The following is a 25,209-nucleotide window of genomic DNA, read 5'->3' as shown; positions in this document are numbered from 1 at the left end:
AGGCCCAGGCGAAAGGTCGCCCGGCGCTCGGGGGATTCCATTCACATGCGCATCAAGCTGTTCATGGGCGTCGCGCTCGCGCCGCTCGCCATCGCCACGGCCGTCCAGGCCCAGGACGTCCAGGGTCCGGTCACGGCCGTCGAGGACGTCATCGTCACCGGCCGGCCCGTCCTGCGGAACCGCACCGACGACGTGGCCCCGACGCTGTCCTACGACCGCGAATATTTCCAGCGGTTCGAGCCGCTGACCGTGGGCAACGCCCTGAAGCGCGTGCCCTCGGTCACCTTCCTGTCCGACGTTCTGGAATCCGACGGCGCCCGCCTGCGGGGCCTGGAGCCCGGCTACACCAAGATTCTGATCGACGGCGAGGAGGTCCCCGGCGCCAACCTGGACCGCAGCTTCTTCGTCGACCGCATCCCCGCCGAACTGATCGAACGGGTCGAGGTGGTGCGCTCGTCCTCGGCCGACCGCTCGGGCGACGCCGTGGCCGGCACGATCAACATCGTCCTGCGCGACGCCCTGTCGCTGGACGGCGGCTACGTGCGTCTGGGCGGCATCCTGTTTCCGGACAGCGACTACGGGCGGTTCGGCGGCACCTACGGCGCGGTCTGGGGCGGCGAGGCGCTGGGCGGCCGCGTCCTGCTGGGCGCCAACGTCCAGGATCGCCGCAATCCGAAGAACAAGTACTCGATCCGCTACGACGAGCCCAACGGCACGATCGACAACACCGAGGTCCAGACCGACGTGCGGGACGGCACCGACTACGCCTTCAACGCCGCCTATGAGGCCGACATGGCCGGCGGGACCTTCGAGATCGCCGGCGTCTTCGTCCGCACCGACCGCTATCAGGACGAGGAATCGATCGAATATCGCGACGGCGTGGAGAACGACGCCAACCTCGCCGTGCTGAACGACAATGACCTCGACATCCGCACCGACAACCTGTCGCTGCGCACCCGCTACGAGCGCGCAATGTTCGGCGGCGAGACGACCTTCAAGCTCGCGTGGGCCAACATCGACGACCAGCAGTACGAGTTCGAGGCCGAGTCCGAATACCTGCGCGACGCCACCCCCTTCCCGGACGAGGACCGCTTCACCCTCGACACCATCTCGACCGACGTCCAGGACGAGGAGTGGAAGGCCGCGATCGAGCACGAGATCGACCTGTCGAACGGTCTGGAGCTGGAGTTCGGTCTGCAGGGCAACTGGAAGACTCGCGACGCCCTGGTCACCGAGACGCCGCGCATCCGCTTCAACGTGCCGAACGCCCCGGCGCCGCGTCCGGCGGTTCCGGCCTTCGGCCCGTCCAGCCCCGTCGCCGGCGGCGACGTGACCATCGAGGAAGCGCGGCTGGACCCCTACGTCAAGCTGTCGGGCGAGGCCGGCGCCCTGAGCTGGGAAGCCGGCCTGCGCTACGAGACGACCGAGACCACGATCACCGACCGCACCGTCGCCCCCGCCGATCAGGTCAGCGAAACCGACGACGCGGAACTGCTGCCCTCGTTCAGCCTGCGTTGGGCCCTGAGCGAAGACGACCGCATCATCTTCTCGGCCGCGCGCACCGTGCGCCGTCCAGGTTTCAACCGCCTGTCCCCGGCCCTTCTCGAGGAAGAGTTGGGCGACAGCGACTTCGTCGGCAATCCCGACCTGAAGCCGGAGGTCGCCACGGGCTTCGACCTCGGCTTCGAGCGCCGTCTGGGCCGTCGCGGCGTCGCCGGCGTCAACGTCTTCTGGCGCGACGTCCAGGACCTGGTGGAAGAGACCAACACCGGTCTGGAAGGCTCGGGCGGACCCGGCACCTTCATCTACACCGTCGACAACGTCGGCGACGGCAAGGTCTACGGCGTGGAGTTCGACCTCTCGACCCCGCTGGACTTCATCGGCATGGAGTCGACGGGCGTGTTCGTGAACTACAGCTGGCTGGACTCGGAGATCACCGACTTCATGGGCGAGCGCCGCTTCAACGGCCAGTCGGACTACGTCTTCAGCGGCGGCTTCACCCAGGACCTGCCGACCTGGGGCGCGGCCTTCGGGGCGACCTACCGCAAGCAGGGCGACGCCTTCGACCGCGTTCTGGCCGAAGAGGTCCACACCTCCTACGGCGCCGACCTGGAGATCTTCGTCGAGAAGCGCTTCGGCGAGAACGTCATCGTGCGCCTGACCGGATCCAATCTGCTGGATTCGTCCAAGGACGAGACCTTCGACAAGTTCGAGAACGTCGGCGACCAGATCGCCCGCGACTACGACGAGTACGAGGTCGAGACCGAGGAGGCCGGCCCGGTCTATCAGCTGGTGATGCGCGTCGCCTTCTGATCCGCGACGGACGACGGACCCTCGAGGGGCCGGGCGGCGACGCCCGGCCCCTTGTTCGTGCCGAAACGGGACGACGAAGCTGGACCGCGGATGCGGCCCGTTCTAGTCGCCTTCGGGGCGAGCGGTTCGCCTCTTGCAAGAACCCCGGACGGGCGCATCCGGCGCCTCATTTCGGGATGGAGCGCGCGTCGTCATGGTCATGGAAGGGCAGATCGACTGGACCCTGGTGTTCGCCGGCCTGGCCGTCCTCGGCTTCCTGCTGGCGATCGCGGCCTGGCTGTGGGGCCTGACCCGGCGCGGCCGCACCGACGCGACCGGCGCCGCGCTGGACGCCGCCGTCCGGCGCGCTGAGGCCGCCGAGAGCCGCACGCTCGAAATCCTCAACGCCATCCCCGTCGCCCTCGTCGAGACCGACAAACAGGGCAAGTTCGTCTTCGCCAACCGCGCCGCGCACCAGCTGCTGGGCCGTCGCGACGCCGAGCTGCTGGGCCTGCGCTTCCATTCGGCGACCTGGGGCATCACCTATCCGGACGGCCGGCCGGTTCCGCCGGACCTTCTGCCCAGCGCCCGCGCCCTGCGCGGCCAGACGGTGAAAGGATTCCAGCACCTGCTGGCCAACCCCGCGACCCGCCGCAAGATGCTCGTCTCGGTCACCGCCATGCCGATCGAGACGGCGACCGGCGAGATCATCGGCTCCACCGCCGCCATCGTCGAGACCGACGGCCTCACCCAGCCGGCGCCCGAACCCGAGAGGCCCGTCGTGCCGGAGCCCCCGGCCTCGGACGGACTGGTCCGCCGCGTGTTCGAATCCGCCTCCAGCGCCCTCGTGATCCTCGATCCCGAGGGTCGTGTCCGGGAAGCCAACCCCGTGGCCCGCGTCCTCAGCGGCCGCGACGACCTGATCCTGGGCGGAGACTTCGCCGACCTGTTCGCGGCCGAGGACGAGCGGGTGGAGGCGCGCCAGTCGCTGCGCGCCGCCCTGACCGCGCCCGTCGGAGAGGCGGAGCCGCTCGAGGTGCGCGGCGGCCGCGCCGCGGGGACGCGCTGGCGCCTGCTGCCGCTCCTGTCCGACGAGGGCGCGGTCGAGGCGCTGCTGGCGGCCGGGGAACGGGCGGGGCCGGACCCTGAACCGGCGTCCGAAGCCGCCGCCGGGATCGGCCCCGTCGAGGACCTGCGGCCCGAGCTGGACGCCCTGCGCGCCCGCGCCGAAGCCGCCGAAGCCGAGGCCGAACGCGCCCGCGCCGAGGCGCGCGCGGAGCTGGAAGCCGCGCGCCGGCTGGAGGGCGTCGGTCGCCTGACCGGCGGCGTCAGCCAGGACTTCCACGCCCTGCTGGGCGTCATGACCAGCGCGCTGGACATAATGGTCAGCCAGGCCGACGACGCCGACCGCGTGCGCCGGCTCGGTCGCGCCGCCCTTGCCGCCGGCCAGAGGGGCGAGACGCTGACGCGCCGTCTGGCGGCCTTCGCCGAGGGCGACGCCGCGGCGCCGGTGCAGATGATCGATCTGGGCGCCGTCGTTCGGGGCATGGAGGGCAAGCTGAGGTTGGTCGCGGGGCCGACGGTCGACCTGATGATCGAGGTCCCGGCCGACCCCATGGTCGCCCGCGTCGATCCCGTGGCGCTGGAAGGCGCGCTGGCCGCCCTTGTCACCAACGCCGCGCAGGCGACGGGGGGGCGGGGCTCGGTCGCCGTGCGTCTGTCGCATCCCGACGACGCCACCCTGCGCCTGACCGTTCGCGACGACGGTCCGGGCATGGACGCCGACGTCGCCCGTCGCGCCGTCGAACCCTTCTTCACGACGAAGGAAGGAGCGGCCGGGTTGGGCCTCTCCCAGGCCCACGCCTTCGCCCGTCAGTCCGGCGGCGCCCTGTCGGTCGACTCGACGCCCGGCGCCGGCGCGACCGTGACCGTCGACCTGCCCGCCGCCGCCTGACGGACTCGCCGTCCGCCGCGTTTTGGGGTTTGATCGTCCCGAAATGGGAAAGGCCCGGTCATGAAGATCCTGCGCGTCGTGCTGCTGCTGGCGGTGCTGGCCTATGCGGGCTGGCTGGCCTGGCCCTTCGTCTCTCCGTTGCTGGAGGGCGCCGACCCGGGCGCCGCGATCACCCGAATGGGGGCCGAGGTGGGCGCGGGCGGAACCCTGACGGCCGGGCTGTGGATCGGCGCCGTCCTGCTCTATCTGATCGCCGCCGGCATGCTGGGGGCCGGCAATCCCCGGGCCGCCGTCGCCTATTTCCTCGGCTTCCTCGCCGACGCGGCCCTGCGTCTGGCCATCGACCGGGGTCGGGGCGGCGGTGAGATGACCACCCGCTCGGCCGGTCCGTCGATGAGCGAGGGCGGGCCGGCCGCCGCTCCGGGCGATCTGGGCGCCTCGCTGGGCGTGGATCCGGTCTGGCTGGTTCTGGGGGGGCTGATCGTTCTGGGCCTTCTGATCTTCGCGGCCACCCGCCGCCGCCGTCGCGCCCGCACGCCCGGCCAACTGGCGATCTGAGCGGCCCGCGCGGTTGATTCCGCGCCCGTGATCGCTAGGTTCCCGGCGCGCGCTCTCCCGACGCCCGAGGACCCCATGGCCGACCAGACCCCCGCCTACGACGTCATCATCATCGGCGGCGGCCCCGGCGGCTACAACGCCGCCATCCGCGCGGGCCAGCTGGGGCTGAAGGTCGCCTGCGTCGAGATGCGCGAGACCCTGGGCGGGACCTGTCTGAACGTCGGGTGCATGCCGTCCAAGGCCCTGCTGCACGCGTCCGAGCTGTTCGAGGCGGCGTCGAAGGACTTCGCCGGTCTGGGCATCGAGGTCGCGCCGAAGCTGAACCTCGGCCAGATGATGGCCCAGAAGCAGGACAGCGTGACGGCCCTGACCAAGGGCATCGAGTTCCTGTTCAAGAAGAACAAGGTCGACTGGCTGAAGGGGCGCGGCCGCCTCGACGGCCCGGGCAGGGTCGTGGTCGAAGGGCCGGACGGCGCCGCCACGTCCTACACGACGAAGAACGTGATCATCGCCACCGGGTCGGAGCCCACCCCGCTGCCGGGCGTGGAGTTCGTCGAGGGCAAGGTGATCGATTCCACCGGCGCCCTTTCGCTTCCGGCGGTGCCGAAGTCGATGGTCGTCATCGGCGCCGGCGTCATCGGGCTGGAGCTCGGCTCCGTTTGGCGCCGCCTCGGGGCCGAGGTCACCGTGATCGAATATCTGGACGCCATCGGCGCCGGCATGGACGCCGAGGTGGCCACCGCCTTCCAGCGGGGCCTGACCAAACAGGGCATGAAGTTCCGCATGGGCCAGAAGGTCACGTCCGCCCGCGCCGACGCGAACGGCGTCGCCCTGACCGTCGAGCCGGCGAAGGGCGGCGACGCCGAGACGCTGACGGCCGACGTCGTGCTGGTCGCCATCGGCCGCCGTCCCTACACCTTGGGCGTGGGGCTGGAGACCGTCGGCGCCGCGCCGGACGCGCGCGGCTTCGTCGCCCATGATCATTTCAAGGTGGCCGAGGGCGTCTGGGTGATCGGCGACGTGACCCACGGCCCGATGCTGGCCCACAAGGCCGAGGAGGACGGCGTCGCGGCCGTCGAGCTGATCGCCGGCAAGGCCGGGCACGTCGACTACGATCTGGTGCCGAGCGTCATCTACACCACGCCGGAAGTGGCCTGGGTCGGCAAGACCGAGGAACAGCTGAAGGCCGCGGGCGTCGCCTATTCCAAAGGCAAGTTCCCCTTCACCGCCAACAGCCGCTCGAAGATCAACCACGAGGGCGAGGGCTTCGTGAAGGTGCTGGCCGACAAGGCCACCGACCGCGTTCTGGGCGTGCACATCTACGGGCCGCAGGCCGGCGAACTGATCGGCGAGGCCTGCGTGCTGATGGCCTTCGGCGGCGCGTCCGAGGATCTGGCCCGCATCTGCCACCCCCACCCGACGCGCTCGGAAGCCGTTCGTCAGGCCGCCATGGGCGTCGAAGGCTGGACCATGCAGGCCTGACCGGCCTGCCTCACGGGATCAATAGCGCTGCAGCACGCCCAGCCGGTCCTTGACCTCCGGCCGGGGCTCCACGGCGATGAAGGCGGCGCACAGGCCGGCCCACAGGGCGTAGGACACGCCCACCACCGCCGCCAGCGGCAGCCCGCCCACGCCGAACAGCAGCAGCGCCGTCTCGGTGAAGCCGACCGCCTGCCCGACGTCGGCCGAGGTGACCCAGCCTAAAACCGACACGATCAGGGCCAGCAGGGCCTGCAGCGCCACGGCCAGCAGGCCGCCGTAGAACATGAAGCGCCACACCACCCCCAGCCGCGTGCCCGGCCGCCCCGTGCGCGCATGCTCCTTGCGCAGCCACCACAGCAGGGCCGGCACGGCGACCACCCCCACCGCCAGCACGATCAGCCGCCAGTCGGTGTCGACGCCCCGGAACCAGGTCGTCGGCCGCCAGATCAGCAGGGTCAGCCACAGCGGCGGCCACAGGATCCCGGCGACCGCGGCGAGCACGAGGGCGGCCGTCGACCGCTTCCACGCCACGGGATCGCGGCCCGGCAGGCTCTTCGGGTCCTCGAAATCGACCTTCATCGCGTGGGGACCGGGGTCGCGCCGGAATAGTCGTAGAAGCCGCGCCCGGCCTTGCGGCCCAGCCATCCGGCCTCGACGTACTTCACCAGCAGGGGGCAGGGCCGGTACTTGCTGTCGGCCAGACCGTCGTAGAGCACGTTCATGATGGCCAGCACGACGTCCAGCCCCATGAAGTCCGCCAGCTCCAGCGGCCCCATCGGATGGTTGGCCCCCAGCTTCAGCGCCGCGTCGATCGAGGCCACGTCGCCCACCCCCTCGTACAGGGTGAACACCGCCTCGTTGATCATCGGCGCCAGGATGCGGTTGACGATGAAGGCGGGGAAGTCCTCGGCGTTCGTCGTCGTCTTGCCCAGGCTCTCGGCGAAGGCCACCGCCGCGTCGTAGGTGGCCGCCGAGGTGGCGATGCCGCGCACGATCTCGACCAGCTTCATGGTCGGGGCCGGCTTCATGAAATGCAGGCCGATGAAGCGCTCGGGCCGGTCGGTCGACGAGGCCAGCCGCGTGATCGAGATCGACGAGGTGTTCGACGCCAGCAGGGTTCCGGCGGCCAGATGCGGCGTCAGTTCCGCGAAGGCGGCCTTCTTGACCGCCTCGTCCTCGACCGCCGCCTCGATCACCAGATCGGCGGCGCCGACCTCGGCCAGCGAGCCCGCCGCCGTGATGCGCGCGCCGGCGTCTCCGCCCTGCTCGGCGGTGATCGCGCCGCGCTCGACCTGTCGCGCCAGGCTGGCGCCGATCTCGGCGCGCGCGGCGGCGACCCGCGCGGGATCGACGTCGTAGAGGCGCACCTCATAGCCGCCCACGGCCACGGCCTGGGCGATGCCGGCGCCCATCTGGCCGGCGCCGAGGATGGAGACTGTGCGGATGGAACTCATGACTTCCGGATGATCTCGGACGGCCCCGCCCGTCGGCCGCACCTTAGAAGGCGGGGCCATGGGCGCAAGGGCGGGAAAGCCTCAGAAGCCGCCGAACAGGTCGTGGAGGGCGGCGCAGGACATCGGCAGGATGTACCGTTGGATGCCGGAGATGAGGACCAGCGCCACCAGAGGGGACAGGTCGAACCCGCCGATCGGCGGAATGATCGACCGCAGCGGCGCCAGCACGGGCGCCGTCACCGCGTCGAGGAAGCCGGCGATCTGCGACACGAACCGGTTGCGGTAATTGATCACGTCGAAGGCGAACAGCCAGCTCAGGATGACCGTGCCGATGATCGCCCACCACAGGAAGCTGAAGGCCGTGCCCACCAGGAAGCAGATGAAACCCGCGATGCCGCCGCCCATGAGAGAAACCCGTCCGAGTGATGCCTTCCGCCGCTTCTACCCGCCCGGGCCGCCGCGTCCAAAGGATTCCGCCGCGCGTCCCGTTGACACGCCCCCGGACGCCCGCCTATGTCGCGCCCTCGCCTGGACCGGGAAACCGGGGCCGTAGCTCAGTTGGTAGAGCGCGTCGTTCGCAATGACGAGGTCAGGGGTTCGACTCCCCTCGGCTCCACCAGGCGCCTTCCGGAGAAGTGATCCCGTGTCGCGAGGGAGCCGCCAGGCCCGGCCGTGCGTTGGAGTCGCGGAGAGGGAGCGTCCAGATGCCGGAACTGTGCCAGGTCGCCTACGTCAGCCGCGCGACCGCGCCGATGGACCATCTCCTGACCATCGCCGAGATCCTCGCGGTGTCCCAACGCAACAACTGGCGTGACGGGATCACCGGCGCCCTGGTCTATGCCGACGGCCGCTTCTTCCAGACGGTCGAGGGGCGGCCGGAATCGATCGAGCGTCTGCTGGGGCGGGTGGGCGCCGACCCCCGTCACGCCGACCTCGAGGTCGTGCTGCGCCGTCAGGTCGCGGAACGCGGCTTTTCCGACTGGTCCATGGCCGTGCCCCGCGTCACGCCCGAGGCCGAACCGCTGATGCGCGACGCGGTCGAAACCGCGACGCGCGACCCGGCGACGGCGATCGAACTGCTCCGGCGGCTGGCCGAGGTGGACGCCATCCACACCTGAACGGCGTCACTCGCCCTCGTCGAACTTCCGGTCGACCAGATCGGCCAGCGCCGCCACGGCCGCCTCCGCGTCGGCACCCTGTGCGGCGATCTCCAGCCCGCAGCCGTTGCCGGCGCCCAGCATCAGCAGGCCCATGATCGACAGGGCGTTCACCGTCGTGCCGTCGCGGGTGACGCGGATCTCGCTCTCATAGGCTGCGGCCAGCTTCACGAATTTGGCGCTGGCGCGGGCATGCAGCCCACGCTGGTTGCAGATTCCGACTGTCCGCCGGACCCACGCCGCTTCGCTCATTTGTCCCCCGCCAGCACCCAGGACGCGACCGAGATGTACTTGCGCCCGGCGTCCTGGGCGTGGGCCACGCAGGCCTCCATCGGCTCGCGGCCACGGACGCCGGCCAGCTTGATCAGCATCGGCAGGTTCAGCCCGGCGATGACCTCGGCCCGGGTCTCCTCCATGACCGAAATGGCGAGGTTGGACGGCGTGCCGCCGAACATGTCGGTCAGCAGGATCACCCCCTGCCCGTCGTCCACGGCCTGGGCGGCGTCGACGATGTCCCGGCGGCGACGCTCCATGTCGTCGTCCGGCCCGATGCAGATCGCGGCCACGCCGCGCTGGGGCCCGACCACATGCTCCATGGCGGCGAGAAATTCCGACGCCAGTCCCCCGTGGGTGACGATCACCAGACCGATCATGAAGGGAGCGATCCCCGCGACCGGGCCCAATCCGGCCCGCAAGCGGCGCTTGATAGGCCAAAGCGCGCCAGGATCAAAGCCGTTGGACGGCGTGTCGCACCACGGCGGCGGCCGAAGGCGCCCGGGCGTCGATTTCCAGCAACGGCAGGTCGAGGCCCGCATGGGTCCAGCGCTGCGGGTCCGGCAGACGCTCCGGCGCGCCCGCGCCGCACCCGACCGCCAGTCCCAGACGGACCACGACACGGTCCGGAACGGCCAGGATGCCGAGGCCCCGAATCTCCATGCGGCCGGCGATGGTCTCCGGACAGGCGGCGTGAAGGGCGTCGCCGTCGCGCCACACCAGCGTCGCGTCGTCGGCCACCAGTCGCGCCCCGCCCTCCCTCAGCCGCAGGGCCAGATCGCTCTTGCCGGCGCCCGAGGGGCCCGTCAGCAGCACGCCGGTCCAGCCGGACGGTCCGAACAGGGCCACGCAGGTGGCGTGCAGGGGCCGGCGCGTCACGTCGCGGCGCCGTCCGCCGGCAGCACCACGGTGAAGCGGGCGCCTTCGACGTCGCCGTCCGCGCCGGTCCGGTTTTCGGCCCAGACGCGTCCACCGTGCACGGCGACGATCTGGCGCACGATCGACAGGCCGAGTCCCGAGTTGCCCCCGAACGCCGTGCCCTTTGGCCGCGACGTGTAGAACCGCTCGAACACCGTCTCCAGATTCTCGGCCGGGATGCCGGGGCCGTCGTCCTCGACCGTAACGCGCCAGCCGTCGGGATCACGCGCCAGCGCCACGCGCACCGTCCCGTCGGGCGGGCTGAACGACAGGGCGTTGTCGATGAGGTTGCGGAACACCTGGCCCAGCGGCCCGTCCCGCCCGGTCAGCCGGGCGGCTCCGGCGACGTCCGACCGGAACTCCACCGGCACGGCCCCCGCGCGCGGCGAGTCGCGATAGACGCCGACGACCTCGCCGAGCAGGGCGTTGAGGTCGACCACCCGCAGCCGGTCGCGCGCCAATTCGGCGTCCAGGCGTGAGGCGTTGGAGATGTCCGTGATCAGACGGTCCAGCCGGCGCACGTCCTGTTGCAGGAGTGCGGTCAGGCGCTCGCGTTGTTCGGCGGTCTTGACCAGTTCCAGCGTCTCCAGCGCCGATCGGATCGACGTCAGCGGGTTCTTGATCTCGTGCGACACGTCGGCGGCGAAGCGTTCGATGGCGTCCATCCGCTCCGACAGCGTGGTCGTCATGGTCTCCAGCGACCGGGCCAGGTCGCCGATCTCGTCGCGACGCCCCTCCAGGTCGGGGAAGGAGATGGCCCGCGCGCGCTGCATCCGCACCTGATCCGCCGCCGCCGACAGCCGCATGATCGGCCGCACCACGAAGATGTGCAGCAGCAGGGAGGACAGCAGCGACACCGCCAGCGCGACGAGGGCGAAGGGCATCAGGGCCGCGCGCTGGGCGGCCAGGATGGCGTCCACGTCCGCCGCCTCCAGCGTCAGGACGCCCAGAACCTGCCGCACGTGGCGGATCGGCACCGAGACCGAGACCACGCGGTCGCCGGTTTCGGAGCGGCGCAGTCCCATCTGCGGCTCTCCGCGCAGGGCGGCCTCGACCTCGGCGGCCAGCGCGGCGCGGGCCCGCTGGACCTGCGGATCCTCCTCCGAGGTCGCCGCGGCCTCCATCCGCTCCATCTCGCGCGAGCCCACGGGCGGCAGGGGCCGGCCCGGGATCTGGTCCGACACCTGGAAGCTGTCGGCCACGAACAGGCCGTCGGCGTTGTGAACGCTGGCCCTCTGGCCGGCGGGAATGAAGGTGTCGCGAAGCCACTTCGGCACCTCCAGCTCGTCCAGCACCGGTCGGGGCTCGCCTCGGGTGATCTCCAGCTCGCCCAGCACATTGGCCAGAAGCTCGGCCTGGGACAGCAGGGATTCCTGCCGGGCCTCCACCAGGCCGCGCCGCCATTCGTTCAGCGCCAGCGCCCCGCCGAACAGGATCAGCAGGCTCAGCAGGTTGAGGATCAGGATCAGGGCGCCGAGCCGCGAGCCGACCAGCCGCAGCTTCGGCCTCAGACCCTCGTCCGTCTCCTGACGATCAGCTCTCGCGGTATCGATAACCGACGCCATACAGGGTCTCGATGGCGTCGAACTCCGGGTCGACCATCCGGAACTTCTTGCGCATGCGCTTGACGTGGCTGTCGATCGTGCGGTCGTCGACGTAGACCTGGTCGTCGTAGGCGGCGTCCATCAGATTGTCGCGGCTCTTCACGAAGCCGGGGCGCTGGGCGAGGGCCTGCAGCAGCAGGAACTCCGTCACGGTCAGCTTCACCGCCTTGCCGTCCCAGGTGCTTTCGTGCCGGGCCGGGTCCATGGTCAGCTTGCCGCGCTTGATGGCGCGCGAGGCGGAGTCGCCGGCGCCTTCGGGCTCTGCGCCCTCCGCGCCGGTGCGCCGCAGCAGGGCCTTGACCCGCTCGATCAGCAGCCGCTGGCTGAACGGCTTGTGGATGTAGTCGTCGGCGCCCAGGTTGAAGCCCAGGATCTCGTCGATCTCCTCGTCCTTCGACGTCAGGATGATGACCGGCAGGGTCGAGGTCTGGCGCAGCCGGCGCAGCACCTCCATCCCGTCCATGCGGGGCATCTTCACGTCGAGGATGGCCAGATCCGGCGGGCTGGCCTCCAGCGCCTCCAGACCCGTGGCGCCGTCGTGATACGCGGTCACCTTGTGGCCGTGGCTTTCCAGCGCCAGCGACACCGAAGCCACGATGTTCTCGTCGTCGTCCACCAGGGTGATGTTGGCCAAGTCCGTCTCCTTGGGGCCTCTCGCCCCCTCCGTGGCGTGTCAACGCGCGGGAAGCGTAACCGTTCTGTCCCTCCGCGGCGAGAGCAAGGCGGAAGGTAGGCGCGGCCCGGGCGGATCGAAACCCCGCCTTAAGGCCGGGGCGGTAGAATCGGTCGCTCAGTAGGAAGAGCGTTCATGTCCGGGGCCGTCCACTACGAGGTCTTCATCCGCAAGACGGCGCCGGCGCCGTGGAGCCTGCTGATGGCCACGGAGGACCGGAAGGTCGCCCTGGAGACGGCCGAGGACCTGCTGCGCGACGACCGCGCGGCCGCCGTCCGGGTCACCAAGGAGACGCTGGACCCCGAAACCCTGGAATTCACCAGCCTGACGGTGCTGAACCGGGGCGCGCCGGAGGTGGTGCGCAAGCGCGTGGTGCCCGAGGACGAGGCCGGGCCGCGCTGCGGCGGGCCGCAGGACCTGTACTCGCCGCAGGCGCGCGAACTCGTGGGCCGGGTTCTGGAGGACTGGCTTCAGCGTCAGGGCGTCACCGCCTTCGAGCTGCTGCATCGCCCGGATCTGGCCGAACGTCTGGAAGCGGCCGGCGTGGAGCTTCAGCACGCGGTGCAGAAGGTGGCGGTGCCCGAAAGCCAGGCGGTGGGCCAGCCCGTCCACGAGCTGATGCGTCACTATCAGAAGCTGGCGGATCAGGTGATCGAGCGTCTCGTCTCGGCGGGACGACGCAAGCTGTTTCCCGGACTGGAGGACCGCAGCCTCGCCGACCTGGCCCATCGGCTGGCCGGCACGTCCGATCGCGCCTTCATCATGGGCGGGGTCGTCTCGGGGGCCCTCAAGGATCTGAAGGGCGCGCGGGCGCGGCTGGACGGCCTGATGACCCTCGCCGACGCGGCGCCGATGGAGGGCCCGCCCCGGGCTCTGGTCATGGTCGTGATCGAACAGATTCTGTGCGAACTGTTGTCCTCGCGCACCGGACTGGCCGAGGTGCTGGGACCGTCGCTGGATCAGGGGGCCAGTCTGGCGGCCGTGGTGCGCATGGTGGCCCCGCGCGAGATCGACGCCCTGATCTCCCAGGACCCGCGCCTGGATCTGCTGATCCCCACCGTCGACGGTCCGGCCGCCCGCCTCGGCGCCCGGCTGCAGGCGGGTGAGTTCCCCCTGCTGAGCGCCGCCCTGGCGCGGATGGTCCTGCGCGAGTTGATGAGCCCCCGGCGCCTGCGGCCCCGCGACGCGGCGGGCGAGATCGACATCCTCCGCGGGCTGGCGCTGACGCTGACCGCCACCGCCGGACGACTGCTGACGCTGGACGAGATCCAGAACGCCTTCACCGAGCGCTCGAAGAGCCTGGTGACGGCGGACTTCGTCGCCGCCTACGTCAAGGACTGCGACACCGTCCTGTGCGAGGCCGAACAGCTGACGCGGCTGTGCGAGAACGTCACCGGCACGGCCAACAAGCGGTCGGCGGCGCGGTGGCTGTCCGCCTGCGTCGGCTCCCTCAGATTCGAAAGCGAGATGCGACGGCACGCGGACGGCCATTCGCACGCGCTCGCCGCCCTGGCCGCCCTGCAGAAATCCGTCCGCGCCTGCGCCCTGTCCGCCGGCGACGAGGAGGCCATCCTGACCGCCATCGGCGCGGTGGGCGGCACGGTGGAGGCCGAGGCCCGGATCGTCGCCCAGCTGGTCCGCTCGTCCGCGCCGGTCCCCGCCCGCCTGCGCGTGCTGCTGAAACTGGCGGCGGGCGAGACCGGACCGGCGGGCCCCTGCGCCGACCGGGCCAGGGCCGAGGTCCTGAAGATGCTGCGCGCGCCCGAGGTGCGGGGCGCCCTGGGGGCCGCGCCCGACGAGGTCGCCCCCATCAAGGCGCTGATGCGTCAGGCGGGCCTGGCCGCCTGACGGACGACCTCAGTCGAAGATGTCGAAGATCGACGGCCGCTTCTTGCGGTAACCGTGGCCGTATTCGCCCCGTTCGCCGTACTCCCCGCGCTCCCCGTACTCGCCGCGCTCGCCATGGCCCCAGTGCTGGGGCTGCGGCGGCGGGGCCTGCCGGGGCGGCGGGGCGGCCGCCGGCTGCGGCGCGGCGGCGCGGGGCGCGTCGTCGACGGCGGCCTGCATGAGGTTTTCCAGCTCGCCGCGGTCCAGCCAGACGCCCCGGCATTTGGGGCACATGTCGAACTGCACGCCCGACCGCTCCACGGTCTGCATGGGGGCGTCGTCGTTGGGGCACATCAGAAGGGGCATTCGGGCTCCGGAGACAGGAAGGGGGGGCTCGGACGCCCGGCGCCGCGGTTGGGGCCGGACGAACGCCGGGGCGTCCGAAGCGGTCCGACATCACGCGCCCGGCGCCGGTGGAGGGGAACCGGCCCGGACGCGCCAGAGGGGCCCGTCCCGCTTGACCAATCTGGGGCGTCCTGACGCCGGGTCAAGGCGACGGATCAGCACACCTGCCCGGCGGCCCAGCCCGACGACCACGCCCACTGGAAATTGTAGCCGCCCAGCCAGCCCGTCACATCGACCGCCTCGCCGATCACGAACAGTCCGGGCACGGACTTCGCCATCATCGTCTGCTGGTCCAGCTGGTCCGTCGCCACCCCGCCCAGCGTCACCTCGGCGGTGCGGTATCCCTCCGAGCCCGTCGGCTTCACGCGCCAGCCGTTGATCGCGGCGTCAAGCGCGGCCAGCCTCCTGTCCCCGATCTCCGCCAGCTTGCCGCCCAGCCCCTCGTGCGCCGCCACCGCCTCGGCCAGGCGGCGCGGCACGATCTGGCCCAGCGCCGTGTGCAGCATCTGCTTTCCGTTCCCGACCTTGGCCGCCCGGATCTCGGCGCCCACGTCCCGGTCCGGGGCGAGGCTCAGCGTGATCGCCTCCCCCTCGCGCCAGTAGGAGCTGATCTGCAGGATCGACGGCCCGCTCAGCCCGCGGTGGGTGAACAGCAGCCCCTCGCGGAAGCGCGCGCCGCCGCCCTCGACCACCGCGTCGACCGACAGGCCGCTCAGCGGGGCCCAGCGCGCCAGCCAGTCCGGGTCGAAGGTCAGGGGGACCAGCGCCGGCCGCGTCTCCGTCACCGTCAGGCCGAAGCGCCGCGCCATGTCCCAGGCCCAGCCCGTGGCCCCCATCTTCGGGATCGACTTGCCCCCGGTGGCCAGCACCAGCGAGGCGGCCCGCGCCGTGGTCCCGTCCGACAGCGCCGCCTCGAACCGGTCCCCGACCCGCTCCAGCCGCTCGACCGAGACCCCGAGGGAGAGCCGCGCCCCCGCCTCGGCCATGTCGTCCGTCAGCATGCGGACGATCCGCTTCGCCGAGTCGTCGCAGAACAGCTGGCCCAGGGTCTTCTCGTGCCAGGCGATCCCCGCCCGGTCGACGCGGGTGATGAAGTCGCGCGGCCCGAACCGCTTCAGCGCCGAGGTGGCGAAGCGCGGGTTCCGCCCCAGATACCGCTCGACCCGGTCGCCCTCCAGATTGGTGAAGTTGCACCGGCCCCCGCCCGAGATGCGGATCTTCTCGCCCGGCGCGCGGGCATGGTCGATCACGCGCACGGCGCGGCCCCGGCGCCCGGCCTCGACCGCGCACATCATCCCCGCCGCCCCGGCGCCGACGATCAGGACGTCCAGCTCGCTGCCTGCCATCCCCGGCCCCTACCAGCCCGCGCCCCGCCCCGCGAGCCCCCAGCCGGGCCGCACGCCCAGGTCGAGCGCCCGCACCCCCGGCCGCCCCGCCCCGCGCGCCCCGTCGATCAGCAGGTCGGTCACGGCCCAGACCAGGGCGTCGGCGCGGTCCAGACTGCCCGCCCCCTCCTGCCCCAGCGCCATCAGCTCCTCCTCCAGCGGCCCCAGCCCGGCGGCGTGCGCCACCCGCCCCTGCTCGTACAGGGCCGCCACCGGCTCGGCCCTCAGCCGCTTGCCGCGCGTGGCCCGCACCTCGCGCACCGGCACGGCGCAGCCCGAGGCGCGCAGCACGGCGCGCACCATGTCGCCGCCCTGGTTGACCTCGGCCACCACGCGCACGGCCCCGAACTCCTCCGCCGCCGCCGCCACCCGCCGGGCCCAGCGCCGCGGACTGACCCCCGCCACGGTGCGGTCGGCCAGCACCACGGCCGCCTCGCCCACGCGCCCCACCACCACGATGCCGCAGGCGTCGCCCCCCGCCGTCGCCGTCGGATCGACTCCAATGACCACCCGCCCGGGGGCGCCCTCCACCTCCTCCGCCCTCTTCCGCGCCTCCATCATCATCCCGGCCGTGAACAGCCCGCCCTCGGCCTCCACCACCCGGCCCTCGATCTCCTGCGCCGCGCGCCGCGTGCCGCCGTACAGCCGCTCCAGCCCGGCGACGAAGCCCGGCGCGAGATGCTCCGCGTTGTCGTGCGTCGCCGCATGGGTCTGCACCAGCCCCGGCTCGGCCCTCAGCCGCCTCAGCGCCGCCGTCGGCCGCGGCGTGGTGGTCACGCACAGGCGCGGCGCCTCCCCCGCCCCGCCCGCCAGCCTCAGCCCCATCCGCAACAGGGCCAGGGTCGCCTCCCCCTCGCGCCAGGCGCAGAACTCGTCGGCCCAGGCCGCGGCGAACTGCGGCCCCCTCAGACTGTCGGGATCCTCGGCCGAGAACGCCTGCGCCACCGCCCCGTTGGGAAACACCAGCCGCCGCCGCCCGGCCTCATAGACCGGCCGCCGCCCCGCGAACCGCGCCTCATCCCAGCGCGGCAGGCCCAGCACGCCCGACGGCCCCTCCACCATCACCTCGCGCACGTCGTGCAGCGTCGGCCCCACCAGAGCCAGCCGCCCGCCGGCCCCCAGGGCCTCGGCCCGGTCGGCCAGCCAGCTGGCCCCCGCCAGGGTCTTCCCCGCCCCGCGCCCGCCCAGAAACAGCCAGGTCGACCAGTCCCCCTCCGGCGCCCGCTGCGCCGCCCGCAGCACCAGCGGCGCCACGGCCTCTCCCTCCCCGACAGGGGAGGGTGGTCGAGGCGAAGCCGAGACCGGGTGGGAGGGCCCCGGCGCCCCATCCTCCATCCCCCTCGCCCCCTCCCCAAAAAGCGCCCGCTTCACCGACAGCTTGGCCCGGCAGGCCTCCGTCACGCGCGCGAAGTCCGCCCGCCGCCCCGCCTCCGCGATCGCCCCGTCGAACGAGGCCAGGGTCCGCGCCGGATCCCCCATCACGATCTCCACCCCGGCCAAGGGTGTGCCCGTCTCCTCCCCATCGCCACGCGATGGGGAGGGGGACCGCGAAGCGGTGGAGGGGTCGACCGCGGCCGCAGTCCGCCCCGTCCCCGCCAGCCCGCGCGGCCGCTTCAGCCCCCGCACCTTGGCCTGGGAGCAGATCGTCGACGGCGCGACCCCGTACCGCGCGCACAGCGCCACATCCGGAACCCCCTGCGCCCTCAGCACGAACAGCGCCCGCCACTCCCCCTCGGTCAGCCGGCTGCGCGGATGTTTCCAGTCGTCGGCCCGCGCGGCGTGCGGCGGCGCCCGCCGGCGCGGATGATCGGGCGGCAGGTCGCGCAGCCGCATCCCCAGCCGCCTGGCGTTGGCCGACCAGGTGTCCGCCGACACCCCCGCCTCCCGCCTCAGCGCCCGCGCGTCCTCCCCCGCGTGCCAGCGCCCGAACAGCGCCCGCCACGTCCCGTCATCCAGCCTGCAGTTGAAGTGCGTCCCCATGCCCCCTGCATAGGACGGTCCGGGACTGACGTCGGAAAATCGCCCCCCGCGCCCCGCAAACCCCCACGGCAGCAGGAGTCAGGGGGTGTGAAAGAATATTTTGGCTGGCGTATTGGGGGGGCCACCAGCGATGCTGCCTTGGCCCTTACCAAGCTTCGAGAAAGTGCCCCCGAGTCCATCCGGCAATGTACTCTTTGACCAGCGGCAGCCTTCGAAAGACGCGCACGAGCAGGCCCAAAATCACGCGATAATCGGTGTGGCGCTCCGCCAACAGGGCCGTGAGGATGATGCCAGTCGCGGGCTCGCGAAGTGGCTGCAGACCCCGTCTCGTCCAAAGTCCATGAATGATCTGGGCCGCGACCCTAATGTGGGAATCCATGTCGGCGTGTCTTCCGCCAAGAGATGTTGCCAGCGCGTCAAACGTTGGTCCGGGTTTCCGTGTGCCGGATTCAACATCTCTCTCAATCGCAGCGAAAAAGACGACAGGTGCGAGCCCGATGTAGAACTGACCGGCCTCCAGAAGCTTGGCGTTCCAATCGGCATAAGCCCGCATCGCCGCGAGCCCCTCATCGACCGCGTAGGCAAGGGCCCACTGAAGCCACGAGGAACGCTCGACGCCGAATCCCTTGGCCCAATGCCGAAGACGGAGGTCGTCCACTAGGAGAAGCAGGTCACGGTCCTTGGCAATGAATATCTCATCAAGAAGTGGTGCCGGCATTTGGAGGTAGAGTTCGCGCGTGTCGTCAGGGAGCTCGCTGGGAATCATCGCAGGCGCGAGGACACCGTTAGAATCTAGCCAAGCGATCGCGTTCTGTAGATTCCTTGCCGCTTCATGGACTGTTGATGCCGGGACGCTTTGGAGCGCCAGCCTTCCCTCCCGGTAGGAAATCGAGTCCCGCGTGTCGTGGTCATCAGGCTCGCCAAACTGCTCCAACCTTCGCTGAAGTTCATAAAGCGTGTTCGCCGAGTAGTGGAACTTCCCAAGCAGCGCCTCTAGAAGATCTGCGACGCCAAGATCCCAGATTGTCGAAAAAGTCTGTGCGTCCACGACGATGCCGCGCAGCGCATTTGCTTGGAGAGCGCTGGTCGTTGTGGCCCTCTCTTGCTCGTTTCCAAAAGCCACGTGGAACTTGCGCCCGGTTGAGGCGAGCCCCATCGCAGCGTCGATCGACGTAACGCCGATATTGTGCGCGAAGACCGCAAGCGGCAGTGCCCCAGCTTCGTACGCGTTAGCTTGGTCGTCGACAAAGTCTGCCCGGTCTTTGACCAGTGACTTGATCGCGTCCAGGCCGCCCTCGGCTTCCAGATCGATCTTGAAGCTCCGAAATCCATCCGCCGCAGGAAAGCGCTGTTCGAATTCCTGAAGAACAGCCTGCATGCGGGCAACGAACTTATGCCGCAGGTCGCCTACGGTGCCGGCTCTGCCGTCTGGAAGCGTGAAGGCCGCGCCCGTCGATAGGCCAACGACCGCGAGAACATCAGGGTGTGTCGGCTCCCGGGCGTCTGCGTCCAGCCGCCGCAACGATGAATCCGGTTCAACGACAAACTCGATTTTTCCGCCGCCGCCGAGCTCAAGCCTGACAAAGACATCATCGCCAACCTTGGTCACGTCTAAGTGCTGATCGCGCTTCCGGCCCGCATTCAGAACGGCGGCACCGAAATTGACCCACAGAGTGGGATCATCTCGGTGCTCCAGCAGCAGCCGATAGAGGAAGGCTTGGCCGCGTTCAACGAATCCAAATCCGACGAGAAGTCGCCCAAGTCGGATGCGGTCTTTCAACGTACCAACGGCAGAATCCTCGACGCGGCTGTTGAGGATTTCCTTGATCGCCGGATCGCGACGACGACGAACGAGCGTCTCGAGCAGCAGCATAAGCGACCGGAGATCATTAGGGTGGAGCGCCCTCAGCTGCCGGGCAAATTTTTCTGCCGCATTCAGATCTCCGCGATTGAACGCATGTACAGCGCGGAGCCAGACCACTTGTGCGTCGTCCAGCATCTCATTTGGCACTTGTTCTACAGCACTCAGGAAGTCCTTGTCTCGGCCGCCCGCCGTAAGGACCTCAAGGTAAAGTCGGGTCGCTTCCGTGTCTCGTCCGAGTTCAACGGTGCCGTCTAGGACGCGAGACGCCTTTAGGTCAGCATCGTAGCTCTGGAGTGCTTTTGCTATCGAGATGCGAACCGCGAATGGCGTGTCGGGCGTAAGCTTGTCGGCGACGTCACTCAACTTTCGCGCGATCTCGTCTGCGGGCACTCCGGCATTCGATTGACGCCGGGCGTCTAGGACATCGGCATAGGGCGCCACTTCGGCATCGGCACGAATATGTTCGAGCGCTTCGTTGAGGGCGACTTCATCCCGAGCCGCCAGAGCTAGGTTCGCTGCCACTAACCAACGAGTGGTCCTGTGATGACTTGGGATGATGCTCTCGGGAAGGCACCTGACTTGATCGAGGGCCGCCGCCGGATCATCCCGGCCCACCATTTCTGCCCGCAGTAATTGCGCTTCACCGTCTTCCGGTATCGCAGCCAAGGTCTTGATGGCGGCAGGCTCATCATCCGCAAGGCCTTGAAGAAGACCAAGCAAGCGGATCACGTTGGGTTGGTGCCCCGTGTAGGCCAAGACGTTCTCAAGCAGCGCAATGGCCGGTCGGAAGTCCCCAATCACCCGGTAAGCGATGGCCACGTTAGCGGCCTCGTTAGCTAAGTCTTCCTTGTCCGCAAGCCCCCCGGCCAGCTTTGCTTCGACATCCCTCCGCAACGTCTCGGCGACCTTCGCCACATCGGCGACGCTCACACGAGATTGCCCACCTTGGACGAACTGCTTGTCTGTCGTAGCAGCCTCTAGAACGGCATGCGCATGCAGTCTGCGGAATGAGGTATCGTCGGGATGACTGGTGGCCCCCTCGATGGCCTTGTCAATCCAGATCCGATTGTTCGTGACACGATAGAACTCGGCAATCGAAAAGTCGGCCGCCGCTGTTCCCAAGTCGCGTTCCGGAACAAGCTCTTCCGGCGTCACATCGGGGTTCAGTCGGGCGGACGCGCCGATCAGGATTGTAAGGGTATGGGTCGGATAGCCCCCTTTCTTGATCGCGGCAGTTGCAAGATCGAACGCCTCCTGGTGCTCGCCTTCGAGTAGCCGCACCAGCGCTAGGTTTGTAACCGCAAGGACATCGTCAGGCTGCAGTCGGTAGGCTTCCTCGAACCCGGCCTTGGCCTCGTCGCTGCGGCCGAGATCTAGGGAGCAGGCCGCCAAGGTTGTGACTACACGGAAGTAGGCGAATGGCGTCGCCGCCTGATCGATCTTGGGGAGAAGCGCTTCAAGTTTCCGATGCGCGATGGCGGGGTCGCCTTCGTTCTTGATGTCCCGAAGTTGGTCGATCTGGGCATGCAACGCTTCGCTCTCCACCGCCCGGCGCGGGTCGCTGGAGGAGCCGGCTGATGCTTCCACGCCGGTGGGCTGTAAGGGCTTGAGCTTGTCGTCTAGGAGCTTGGCGATCTGGGCGAGCGATTCTTGCGATAATCCTTGGCCTACATCGGCGGCGAGGAGTGGCCGGATGTCGGTACCGGCGGCCGAGTAGGCAACACCGTCGGATTGAGGGGCCTTAACCGAAGCGGCAGATTTAACTTCGGCAGAGAGTTTGGACTCTAGCTTCGAGGCCTCCTCTGCAGTGAGCCGCTTCCCTTCGTCGGCAACCTTCGCCAGTGTGGCTTTGACGGACTCGTTGAACTCTTGCGTTCTAGGGACCGTAATCCGCCACGTCTTGTCCTTGCGTTTGGCTTCTGACGTCCACTGCCAAAGCATCTGCTCGGTGTCAGGGTTGTAGAAGACGATCAACGTGGGAAGGGAGTGACCCTCCCAGTAGGAATGATGATCCGCGTTGGCATAGAAGTGAAGTTCGGCCGCATTGCCCTTTGCGAAGTAGGATGATCCCGACTTTACTTGGATGGCGATGAGACGACCGCTCGCCGTTCCATCGGCACGTGCGGTTTCGGCATGAACATCGACTCCGAAATCGCCCACATACTGAGCTCGCGCGACCCATCCAAATCGCGTCAGCGCGAACTCGAGCGCCTTCACGCCAAGCTGCTCAGTAGGATCGATCTGGCGTTTCTTGTTTCTGCCCATGTCAAAACGTCCATGCGATCAAACGATCGCTGGCCCAACCGTGTCTCTTCGAGGCGACCGTTGCAGTATGAAGCTCCTATGTCGCCCTCGAAGACATGACGCTCCCGGTGCGCGTGCCTTGTATCGAGCTAGACAGGAGCAGGTGGAAGAGCAGTAGCACCCCTGAAGCTTTAGCGCGCCAACGGCGCGATCAATGCGCCTCGTCCCAGTTCCCCGCCGCCCGCGCCTCCACCACCAGCGGCACGCTTAGCGCCACGGCCGGCTCGGCCGCGCGTTCCATGACCCGCTTGATCACCGGAATGGCCCGCTCGGCCTCGGCCTCCGGGGCCTCGAACACCAGTTCGTCGTGGACCTGCAGCAGCATGCGGGTGCTCAGGCCCGCTTCGGCCAGGGCGGCGGGCATGCGGATCATGGCGCGGCGGATGATGTCGGCGGCGGCGCCCTGGATGGGGGCGTTGATGGCGGCGCGCTCGCCGAACTGGCGCTCGGCGGCCGATTTGGACTGGATGGCGGGGATGTGGATGCGGCGGCCGAACACGGTCGAGACGTGGCCGGCGGCGCGCACCTCGGCCCGGGTCGCGTCCATGTAGGCGCGGATGCCGGGGAAGCGCTCGAAATAGGTCTTGATGTAGGCCCCGGCCTCGCCCTGGTCGATGCCCAGCTGGGCGGCCAGGCCGAAGGCCGAGATGCCGTAGACGATGCCGAAATTGATCGCCTTGGCGCGGCGGCGCGTCTCCGGATCCATCTGGTCCACCGGCACGCCGAACATCTCCGACGCCGTGGCGGTGTGGATGTCGATGCCGGCGGCGAAGGCGCGCTTCAGCTCCGGAATGTCGCCGATGTGGGCCAGCAGGCGCAGCTCGATCTGGGAATAGTCGGCGCTGATCAGAACGTGGCCGGGCGCGGCGATGAAGGCCTTGCGGATCTGGCGGCCCGTCTCGGTGCGGATGGGGATGTTCTGCAGGTTGGGGTCGCTGGAGGCCAGACGCCCGGTCGAGGCGGCGGCCAGCTGATAGCTGGTGTGGACGCGGTCGGTTTCGGGGTCTGCGGCCTCGATCAGGGCGTCGGTGTAGGTGCCCTTCAGCTTGGACAGCTGGCGCCAGTCCAGCAGCACGCGCGGCAGTTCGTGGGTCTCGGCCAGGGATTCCAGGGTGGCGGCGCCCGTCTCCCACTGGCCGCTGGCGGTCTTCTTGCCGCCGGGCAGGTCCAGCTCGCCGAACAGGATGTCGCCGATCTGGCGCGGGCTGCCGACGTTGAAGGGGCGGCCGGCCAGGGTGTGGGCCTGCTGCTCCAGCTCGGCCATCTTCATTCCGAATTCGGAAGACAGCCGCTTCAGCCGCGCGGGATCGACGCGGACGCCCGCCCGCTCCATGTCGGCCAGCACCGCGGGCATGCCGCGCTCCAGCGTCTCATAGACGGTGACCAGACCCTCGTCGGCCAGACGGGGCTTGAGGATGCGCCACAGGCGCAGGGTGACGTCGGCGTCCTCGGCCGCGTAGCAGGTGGCCGGCTTCAGCTCGACGTGTCTGAACGATTTCTGGGACTTGCCCGTGCCCGCCACCTGTTTGAACGGGATGGGGTCGTGGCCCAGCCAGCGGCGCGCCAGATCGTCCATGCCGTGCGGGTGCTTGCCGCCGTCCAGCACGTAGGAGATCAGCATGGTGTCGTCGATCGGCGCCACGCGGATGCCGCGGCGGGCCATGACGGCCAGGTCGTACTTGCCGTTCTGCACCACCTTCAGCACGCCGGGGTCCTCCAGCAGGACCTTCAGCCGGGCCAGCACGGTGGGCTTGTCCAGCTGGGACAGGGGCTCCCGGGCGTCCGCCTCGCCCCCGAAATCCAGCCCGCCCGCGCCCTCCGCCGGCGGATGCTCGTGCGTCAGGGGGATGTAGCAGGCGTCGTTCGGCCCGATCGCCAGCGACACCCCGCACAGCCCCGCATGCGTCGCCGACAGGGCGTCGGTCTCGCAGTCAAACCCAACGATTCCAGCCTCTTGTGCCCGCGAGATGACCGCGTCGAGGTCTTCCAGCGTCTGGATGCAGCGATAGGCGTCGTGGTCGAACGGTTGCGCGGCGACGGGCGCGGCGTCGACGGGGGCGAAGCGCGGGCTGGCGACCGGGGCGGTCAGGGGTTTGGGCCGGGCGGCGAAGGCCGAGCCGTCCTTGACCGGGGCCTTGCCGTCGCCGACGCGGGCGCGCAGGGAGCGGAATTCCATCTCGTCCAGGAATGCCCCCAGCACCTCCGGGTCCGGATCGCGCACGGCGAATTCCTCGATCGGCTCCGGCGCAGGCGCGTCGCAGGTCAACTTGACCAGCTCGCGGCTGAGCAGGATCTGGTCCCTGAAGGTGATCAGCGTCTCGCGCCGCTTGGGCTGTTTGATCTCGCCGGCCCGGTCCAGCAGCGTGTCCAGGTCGCCATACTCGTCCAGCAGCTGGGCCGCCGTTTTCGGACCGATGCCCGGCGCGCCCGGCACGTTGTCGACGCTGTCCCCGATCAGGGCCTGCAGGTCGATCATCTTGTCCGGCGTGACGCCGAACTTCTCCATCACCGCGTCTTCGGCCAGGCGGCGGTCCTTCATCGGATCCCACATGACGACCTGCGGCCCGATCAGCTGCATCAGGTCCTTGTCGGAGCTGACGATGACGGCCTCGCCGCCCCTGTCGCGCGCCTTGCAGGCATAGGTGGCGATCAGGTCGTCGGCCTCGTAGCCCGGCAGCTCCACGCAGTGCACCCCGAACGCCGCCGTCGCCCTGCGCACCAGCGGAAACTGCGGCACCAGATCCTCGGGCGGCGCGCTCCGGTTCGCCTTGTACTGATCGTACATCTCGTTCCGGAACGTCTTCTCCGAATGATCGAAGATCGCCACCAGATGCGTCGGCCCGTCCTCCCCCTTCATGTCCCGCAACAGCTTCCACAGCATGTTCGAATAGCCCTGGACGGCCCCCACAGGCAGTCCATCGGACTTGCGCGTCAGCGGCGGCAGGGCGTGGTAGGCGCGGAAGATGTAGGCCGAGGCGTCGATCATCCACAGCCGCAGCGCGGGGCCGTCCTGGGTCAGGGGGCGGTCGATCTCGGGGGCGGCGTCGGTCATGGGCGGAACATAGGCGGGGCGCGCCGC

19 protein-coding genes and 1 tRNA gene are annotated in these 25,209 nt (G+C 69.7%); 7 read left to right on the top strand and 13 right to left on the bottom strand.

Going from position 1 to position 25,209, the window contains the following annotated elements:
• Positions 1–45: 45 nt before the first annotated feature.
• From EFJ44_RS01370 to lpdA, 4 genes are all read left to right on the top strand, one after another.
• Positions 46–2,313 (top strand): TonB-dependent receptor plug domain-containing protein, encoded by a 2,268-nt coding sequence (locus EFJ44_RS01370; protein ID WP_125255397.1) that lies wholly within the window; start codon positions 46–48, stop codon positions 2,311–2,313.
• Positions 2,314–2,506: 193 nt separating this feature from the next.
• The gene (locus EFJ44_RS01365) at positions 2,507–4,246 is read left to right on the top strand and encodes an ATP-binding protein (RefSeq protein ID WP_125255396.1); all 1,740 of its coding nucleotides are present in this window, start codon (positions 2,507–2,509) and stop codon (positions 4,244–4,246) included.
• Positions 4,247–4,306: 60 nt separating this feature from the next.
• Entirely contained in the window at positions 4,307–4,804 is a 498-nt protein-coding gene (locus tag EFJ44_RS01360; RefSeq protein ID WP_125255395.1) for a hypothetical protein, read from the top strand.
• Between the two features lie 75 nt (positions 4,805–4,879).
• Positions 4,880–6,286 (top strand): dihydrolipoyl dehydrogenase, encoded by a 1,407-nt coding sequence (gene lpdA / locus EFJ44_RS01355; RefSeq protein WP_125255394.1) that lies wholly within the window; start codon positions 4,880–4,882, stop codon positions 6,284–6,286.
• An 18-nt stretch (positions 6,287–6,304) separates the two neighbouring features.
• Here the strand turns inward: lpdA and EFJ44_RS01350 are convergent, their stop codons facing one another.
• The 3 genes from EFJ44_RS01350 to EFJ44_RS01340 form a co-directional block, all read right to left on the bottom strand.
• Complete coding sequence (locus EFJ44_RS01350) at positions 6,305–6,865, bottom strand: phthalate transporter (protein WP_125255393.1); 561 nt, start codon at positions 6,863–6,865, stop codon at positions 6,305–6,307.
• Complete coding sequence (locus EFJ44_RS01345; RefSeq protein ID WP_125255392.1) at positions 6,862–7,740, bottom strand: 3-hydroxybutyryl-CoA dehydrogenase; 879 nt, start codon at positions 7,738–7,740, stop codon at positions 6,862–6,864. Before EFJ44_RS01345 ends, EFJ44_RS01350 begins: the two co-directional genes overlap by 4 nt.
• 81 nt (positions 7,741–7,821) lie before the next feature.
• A complete protein-coding gene (locus EFJ44_RS01340) occupies positions 7,822–8,145 on the bottom strand; it encodes a YggT family protein (protein WP_125255391.1) in 324 nt (107 codons plus the stop codon).
• A gap of 138 nt (positions 8,146–8,283) precedes the next feature.
• Here EFJ44_RS01340 and EFJ44_RS01335 point away from each other — a divergent pair.
• Both EFJ44_RS01335 and EFJ44_RS01330 read left to right on the top strand, forming a co-directional pair.
• Positions 8,284–8,359, top strand: a tRNA-Ala gene (locus EFJ44_RS01335).
• A gap of 85 nt (positions 8,360–8,444) precedes the next feature.
• A complete protein-coding gene (locus EFJ44_RS01330) occupies positions 8,445–8,858 on the top strand; it encodes a BLUF domain-containing protein (RefSeq protein WP_125255390.1) in 414 nt (137 codons plus the stop codon).
• A gap of 6 nt (positions 8,859–8,864) precedes the next feature.
• Here the strand turns inward: EFJ44_RS01330 and EFJ44_RS01325 are convergent, their stop codons facing one another.
• From EFJ44_RS01325 to EFJ44_RS01305, 5 genes are all read right to left on the bottom strand, one after another.
• Positions 8,865–9,149: an HPr family phosphocarrier protein gene (locus EFJ44_RS01325; RefSeq protein WP_125255389.1), complete on the bottom strand. Its 285-nt coding sequence runs from the start codon at positions 9,147–9,149 to the stop codon at positions 8,865–8,867.
• Positions 9,146–9,550, bottom strand: a complete 405-nt coding sequence (locus EFJ44_RS01320; protein ID WP_125255388.1) for a PTS sugar transporter subunit IIA — start codon at positions 9,548–9,550, stop codon at positions 9,146–9,148. Before EFJ44_RS01320 ends, EFJ44_RS01325 begins: the two co-directional genes overlap by 4 nt.
• A gap of 73 nt (positions 9,551–9,623) precedes the next feature.
• A complete protein-coding gene (locus EFJ44_RS01315) occupies positions 9,624–10,049 on the bottom strand; it encodes an HPr kinase/phosphorylase (RefSeq protein ID WP_125255387.1) in 426 nt (141 codons plus the stop codon).
• The gene (locus tag EFJ44_RS01310; RefSeq protein WP_125255386.1) at positions 10,046–11,653 is read right to left on the bottom strand and encodes an ATP-binding protein; all 1,608 of its coding nucleotides are present in this window, start codon (positions 11,651–11,653) and stop codon (positions 10,046–10,048) included. The genes EFJ44_RS01315 and EFJ44_RS01310 overlap by 4 nt, the downstream gene beginning before the upstream one ends.
• Positions 11,622–12,326 (bottom strand): response regulator transcription factor, encoded by a 705-nt coding sequence (locus EFJ44_RS01305; RefSeq protein WP_125255385.1) that lies wholly within the window; start codon positions 12,324–12,326, stop codon positions 11,622–11,624. Before EFJ44_RS01305 ends, EFJ44_RS01310 begins: the two co-directional genes overlap by 32 nt.
• A 174-nt stretch (positions 12,327–12,500) precedes the next feature.
• On the opposite strand from EFJ44_RS01305, the gene EFJ44_RS01300 reads away from it, so the two are divergent.
• Positions 12,501–14,213: a hypothetical protein gene (locus tag EFJ44_RS01300; protein WP_125255384.1), complete on the top strand. Its 1,713-nt coding sequence runs from the start codon at positions 12,501–12,503 to the stop codon at positions 14,211–14,213.
• Between the two features lie 9 nt (positions 14,214–14,222).
• On the opposite strand, the gene EFJ44_RS01295 is transcribed toward EFJ44_RS01300, so the two are convergent.
• From EFJ44_RS01295 to polA, 5 genes are all read right to left on the bottom strand, one after another.
• On the bottom strand, positions 14,223–14,558 hold the full coding sequence (locus tag EFJ44_RS01295) for a TFIIB-type zinc ribbon-containing protein (RefSeq protein WP_125255383.1): 336 nt from the start codon (positions 14,556–14,558) through the stop codon (positions 14,223–14,225).
• Between the two features lie 194 nt (positions 14,559–14,752).
• Positions 14,753–15,943: a BaiN/RdsA family NAD(P)/FAD-dependent oxidoreductase gene (locus EFJ44_RS01290; protein ID WP_125255382.1), complete on the bottom strand. Its 1,191-nt coding sequence runs from the start codon at positions 15,941–15,943 to the stop codon at positions 14,753–14,755.
• A gap of 9 nt (positions 15,944–15,952) precedes the next feature.
• Positions 15,953–17,962 carry a DNA-packaging protein gene (locus tag EFJ44_RS01285; RefSeq protein ID WP_241209635.1) on the bottom strand — a complete coding sequence of 670 codons (2,010 nt, stop codon included), beginning with the start codon at positions 17,960–17,962 and terminating at the stop codon, positions 15,953–15,955.
• Positions 17,963–18,107: 145 nt separating this feature from the next.
• Positions 18,108–22,091 (bottom strand): DUF4365 domain-containing protein, encoded by a 3,984-nt coding sequence (locus tag EFJ44_RS01280; RefSeq protein WP_125255381.1) that lies wholly within the window; start codon positions 22,089–22,091, stop codon positions 18,108–18,110.
• A 190-nt stretch (positions 22,092–22,281) separates the two neighbouring features.
• Complete coding sequence (polA, locus tag EFJ44_RS01275; protein ID WP_125255380.1) at positions 22,282–25,182, bottom strand: DNA polymerase I; 2,901 nt, start codon at positions 25,180–25,182, stop codon at positions 22,282–22,284.
• Positions 25,183–25,209: the final 27 nt, after the last annotated feature.

This window comes from Brevundimonas fluminis (assembly GCF_003934285.1).
GTDB classification, from domain to species: Bacteria; Pseudomonadota; Alphaproteobacteria; order Caulobacterales; family Caulobacteraceae; genus Brevundimonas; species Brevundimonas fluminis.
The sequence above is the reverse complement of the archived record's forward strand: the minus strand, read 5'-3'. Positions and strand labels throughout refer to the sequence as shown.

Excerpts from the sequence above, each read along its gene's own strand:
- EFJ44_RS01345 (WP_125255392.1), bottom strand. The coding sequence starts at position 7,740 with ATGAGTTCCATCCGCACAGTCTCCATCCTCGGCGCCGGCCAGATGGGC.
- EFJ44_RS01330 (WP_125255390.1), top strand. The coding sequence starts at position 8,445 with ATGCCGGAACTGTGCCAGGTCGCCTACGTCAGCCGCGCGACCGCGCCG.
- EFJ44_RS01350 (WP_125255393.1), bottom strand. The coding sequence starts at position 6,865 with ATGAAGGTCGATTTCGAGGACCCGAAGAGCCTGCCGGGCCGCGATCCC.
- polA (WP_125255380.1), bottom strand. The coding sequence starts at position 25,182 with ATGACCGACGCCGCCCCCGAGATCGACCGCCCCCTGACCCAGGACGGC.
- EFJ44_RS01370 (WP_125255397.1), top strand. The coding sequence starts at position 46 with ATGCGCATCAAGCTGTTCATGGGCGTCGCGCTCGCGCCGCTCGCCATC.
- EFJ44_RS01325 (WP_125255389.1), bottom strand. The coding sequence starts at position 9,149 with ATGAGCGAAGCGGCGTGGGTCCGGCGGACAGTCGGAATCTGCAACCAG.
- EFJ44_RS01360 (WP_125255395.1), top strand. The coding sequence starts at position 4,307 with ATGAAGATCCTGCGCGTCGTGCTGCTGCTGGCGGTGCTGGCCTATGCG.
- EFJ44_RS01310 (WP_125255386.1), bottom strand. The coding sequence starts at position 11,653 with ATGGCGTCGGTTATCGATACCGCGAGAGCTGATCGTCAGGAGACGGAC.
- EFJ44_RS01290 (WP_125255382.1), bottom strand. The coding sequence starts at position 15,943 with ATGGCAGGCAGCGAGCTGGACGTCCTGATCGTCGGCGCCGGGGCGGCG.
- lpdA (WP_125255394.1), top strand. The coding sequence starts at position 4,880 with ATGGCCGACCAGACCCCCGCCTACGACGTCATCATCATCGGCGGCGGC.
- EFJ44_RS01300 (WP_125255384.1), top strand. The coding sequence starts at position 12,501 with ATGTCCGGGGCCGTCCACTACGAGGTCTTCATCCGCAAGACGGCGCCG.
- EFJ44_RS01320 (WP_125255388.1), bottom strand. The coding sequence starts at position 9,550 with ATGATCGGTCTGGTGATCGTCACCCACGGGGGACTGGCGTCGGAATTT.
- EFJ44_RS01295 (WP_125255383.1), bottom strand. The coding sequence starts at position 14,558 with ATGCCCCTTCTGATGTGCCCCAACGACGACGCCCCCATGCAGACCGTG.
- EFJ44_RS01285 (WP_241209635.1), bottom strand. The coding sequence starts at position 17,962 with ATGGGGACGCACTTCAACTGCAGGCTGGATGACGGGACGTGGCGGGCG.
- EFJ44_RS01280 (WP_125255381.1), bottom strand. The coding sequence starts at position 22,091 with ATGGGCAGAAACAAGAAACGCCAGATCGATCCTACTGAGCAGCTTGGC.
- EFJ44_RS01365 (WP_125255396.1), top strand. The coding sequence starts at position 2,507 with ATGGTCATGGAAGGGCAGATCGACTGGACCCTGGTGTTCGCCGGCCTG.
- EFJ44_RS01340 (WP_125255391.1), bottom strand. The coding sequence starts at position 8,145 with ATGGGCGGCGGCATCGCGGGTTTCATCTGCTTCCTGGTGGGCACGGCC.